A 4,566-nucleotide genomic window follows, 5' to 3' on the forward strand; every position below is an offset into this window, starting at 1 on the left:
GAAAAAGCCAGGAAACATGCGAAAAGAGCATGAATCTTAGCTTTCAAGTTTCAGTAAGGCAGTAGGAAGACTATATTTATCGAATATAAATTACTTTGAAGGGGTAATGAGATGTTTTCAAAAAGAATTATCAAGATGATTGAAGAAAAGAATAGAGATGAAAGACAAAGATTCTCCATTCGTAAATTGACCATTGGTGCTGCATCAGTATTAGTTGGTGTTTCCTTTTTCGTTTATGGTGGACAGAGTGCGCAAGCTGCGACTGAATCTGGTGAAGCAACTAGTGCTGTAGTAAGTGAAGCTAAGAATGAAAGTACAGAAACGCAGAGTGAAACTGTAGAAAACGATACTAAAGCTGATGACAAGGCGACTGAAGTAGCTACAGATGCTGCAAAGACTGTAACAAATACTGACAGCGTTGTTGATAAGGCTGCGGGCACTTCTTTAGACACTACTATTAAGGAAGATACCGCAAAGAATGTAGCAGTTGAAAGCGACAAGAATGATGCTGCTAAGGAAACTGCAGATAAGGTAAAGAGTGAAACTGGGGATGCAGTAGTTAAGGCGGATGAAGCTACGAAGGCAGAAGACTCAGCTGAAGCAACTGTTAAAGATGATCAAACTAAGGTTGACGACAGTAAGACTACTGTTAAGAACCGTGATTTGAAGGTTGATGCTAAGGTATTGGCTGCTGCGGAAGCAGACGATACTAATTCAGTAAATGTAACTACTGCTCAAGAACTTATGAATGCCCTTCAATCGGGCACTGCTACTACCATTAATATTGCGAATAATATTAATATGGGTGATATTAAAACTGGAGAAAATATTAATGTAGATATCACTAATAAACGTAATATTACTATCCAGTCAAGTGGCGAAACTAAAAATACAGTTGACTTTAATGGTTATTCTTTCAAAATGAATAGCAATGACTATGGAGTAACCTTTAAGAATATCACCCTTTATGGTAGAAGTTATTTTGGAATTGTTAGAAATGCTGGCTCATATACCTTTGATAATGTAGATTACACTGGTTCGCAACTTGTTTATACTGAACCAGGTTATAATTCTACTGTTAGTTTTAATGGTACAGTAAATGTTAACTCAGTGGCTAGTTATGTAGGATTAAATGGCACCTCCTATAAAACTCAGGGTAAGAATGGTAATCAACAAGTCCTACAATTTAGAAATGGAACAAACAATATTGTTTTTGAATCAGGAAGCAATGTGCATCTAAAAACTGTCAATAGTAACGTTATCGAAATTGATGGTGGAACTACTACTATTGATGTTAAATCTGGTGCAAATGTTACACTAGAACCGCATACTACTAGTGGACCAGAATCTGATTTCATGAATGTTAATGGAATTAGTCGAGGTATTGCTTCAAAAGGTACTACTAAATTAAATATTGAAAAGGATGCAACTCTAACGATCCCATTAACTATGGCTACTGGCGATAATTATTTATCAAGTGCAATGGATCTGGAATCTGGAGCCACTATTAATAATAACGGTACTTTAATGATTACTTCTGAAGGTACTCCACACTATCAAAATAATGGTTGGGATGATCCAGTTTACATTAATGGTGGTGCGCAAATTAACGTTGGAGATGGTGCGATTTTTAATCTTGAAGCAACCAATCTTGGAGACTTCAAGGGGCATTTAATGACTGTTTCAGGTACTGGTACTGTTTCTCTTGATCCTCACTCAACTTTCAAGATTAGCGGGGATGGAACTGGCGCTTTAACTGCCATCAATTTGTCATCTGGTAGTACTTTCACTTCTGACCAACCAAAAGAATTTACCATTGATTTATCAGCTAATACTAACGACAGTAAGTCTTTAATCAAAAATGGTACGATCGACTTTACTCGTGTAAAGAATACTAATGTAGATGAAGACTACCAAAAGCCTTTAGGAATGATGACTTTTACTTACGATGGAACTGGAAAAGTCACTAGTTATACAATTTCTTCTCAAGACGAAGGTACAACAACTGAAGTGGCCAATCATCTGAAATCCGATAGAAGTAATGTGAGATTTGTAGCAGCTGGTGAAGATGTAACTCTTAGTGATGTTCATCTTAGTAAAGATAATAAGTTAACTGGTACTGTAAGTGCACCTGCAGAGGGGAACTCTCCAATTTATATTTGGGTTGAGATCAATGGAAAATCAGTAGAATTAGGTAATAATCCCTACACTGTCTATACTGATAATAATGGCAATATAACATCATCCGTTCTAAACGCAGCGGGAAGCACCGGTAATACCGGCGGTCAATTCGAAATTGATCTTTCTTCTATGGCCGATCAATTAACTAATGATGCCAAAATTTCTGTGGTAGCTACTAGATATTTTGTTGATTCAAAAACTATCGAAGGAACAGTAGCTGACTTTAGAAAAGTTGATACTACTACACTTCAAGACTTGGTAGATGAAGAGCAAGATGTGAAATCTAGCTATACATACTATAATGCTCCTCCTGATGCGCAAGTAGCATATCATGTTGCAGTTGCAGCAGGTAATACAATTCTTGATAATATTAGCAGCGGTGCAGTAAATTACGATCAAAGTGACATTGATGCTGCTGTAACAGCTATTCAAGATGCTAAAAAAGTTTTAACTGGTGAAGCTACTAATAAGGATGCCCTTCAAGACGCAGTCAACGCAGCTGATACAACTAAGGCAAGTGAAAATTACACTAATTCAGATGCTAATTTGCAAAAAGCCTACACTGATGCAATTACTGCAGGCCAAACTGTTTTAGACAAAGAAAATGCTACTCAAACTGAAGTAGATAATGCTTTAAGTGCAATTAATGCGGCTAAGACTGCCTTGAATGGGGATGCTAAGAAAGCCACAAGTAAGGAAGCACTTCAACAAGCGGTTGATGAGGCTCCTACTGTGAAAGAATCTGATGCTGCGTACTACAATGGTACGGAAGAAGCTAAGAAAGCTTATGATGATGCAGTTAGCGCAGGTCAAAAAGTTTTAGATAATTCAGACGCAACTGCTGCTCAAATTACTGATGCTTTGAATGCGATTAACACGGCTAAAGGTAATCTTAAGGGTGAAGCTACTGATAAATCTGCCCTTCAACAAGCAGTTAACAATTCTGCAACTGTAAAAGAAAGCAATAACTATACTAATGCAGATGAAACTCAAAAGACTGCATATGATAATGCAATTACAGCTGCACAAAAAGTTTTAGATAATACTAATGCAACCCAAGCCGAAGTAAATGAAGCTTTACAAAATCTTGAAACTGCAAATAACAACCTAAATGGTGATGCTAAGACTGAAGCAGCAAACAAAGCTGCCTTAGAAGCAGCAGTTAAGGAAGCTCCAACCGTAAGAGAAACACCTGCATACTACAACGGTAGCAGCGAAGCTCAAACAGCATATAACAGTGCAATTAGCGCAGGCCAAGCAGTATTAGATAAGGAAAATCCAACTGCAAGTGAAGTTAAGGATGCTTTAGATGCTATTAATGCTGCTAAGGGCAATCTTAATGGTGAGGCTACTAATATTGAAGCCTTGGAAACTGCCTTAACTACTGCAAATAACGCTAAGGGTACTGGTAATTACACTAATTCTGATCAAGCTAAGCAAGAAGCTCTTACTAACGCGATTAATGCTGGTCAAGAAGTCTTAAAGAATACTAAGGCAACTCAGGCAGAAGTAGACGCCGCAACGAAGGCTATTACTGATGCAATTAATGGCTTGAATGGTGATACTAACCTTGAAAATGCTAAGAATGCTGCTACTGAAGATATCCAAAAAGCATTAGACGCTAAGACTACAGAGATTACTGCTGCTACTAACATTGATCAAGATGAAAAGGATAAATTGATCAATGACGCAACCGATGCAGCTAATGCAGCTAAGGAAGCAATTGATAAAGCTACAACAGCTGATGCAATTAAGAAGGCACAAGATGAAGGAACAACTAATATTAATAATGTTAATGTTCCAAGCTTGGAAGATGCCAAGAATGCTGCAACTAAGGTAGTGGACGAAGCACTTACTAAGCAAACAGAAGTAATTAACGGTTCAGACAACCTTAGCGATAGCGAAAAGCAAGACTTGATCAAGCAAGTAACCGATGCCGCAAATGAAGCCAAGGACAAGATTAATTCTGCAACAACCAATGATGGTGCAGCACAAGCAGGACAAGACGGTAAGGCAGCAATCGAAAATGTAGTACCAACAAGCTTGGAAGATGCCAAGAATGCCGCAACTAAGGTAGTAGACGATGCATTAACTAAGCAAACAGAAGTAATTAACGGTTCAGATAACCTTAGCGATAGCGAAAAGCAAGACTTAATCAAGCAAGTAACTGATGCGGCAAATGAAGCCAAGGGCAAGATCAACGCTGCAACAACCAATGATGGAGCAGCACAAGCAGGACAAGACGGTAAGGCAGCAATCGAAAAGGTAGCACCAACTAGCTTGGAAGATGCTAAAGATGCCGCAACTAAGGTAGTGGACGAAGCATTAACTAAGCAAACAGAAGTAATTAACGGTTCAGACAACCTTAGCGATAGCGAAAAGCAA

General features: G+C 38.3%; 1 protein-coding gene. It reads left to right on the forward strand.

All coding sequences use genetic code 11. From position 1 onward, the window contains the following. Nucleotides 1-111: 111 nt before the first annotated feature. The coding region (locus tag FC46_RS09485) for a DUF1542 domain-containing protein (RefSeq protein WP_157046829.1) at nucleotides 112-4,566 on the forward strand (4,455 nt) is incomplete at its 3' end.

Source organism: Lactobacillus kalixensis DSM 16043, from assembly GCF_001434335.1.
GTDB classification, from domain to species: Bacteria; Bacillota; Bacilli; order Lactobacillales; family Lactobacillaceae; genus Lactobacillus; species Lactobacillus kalixensis.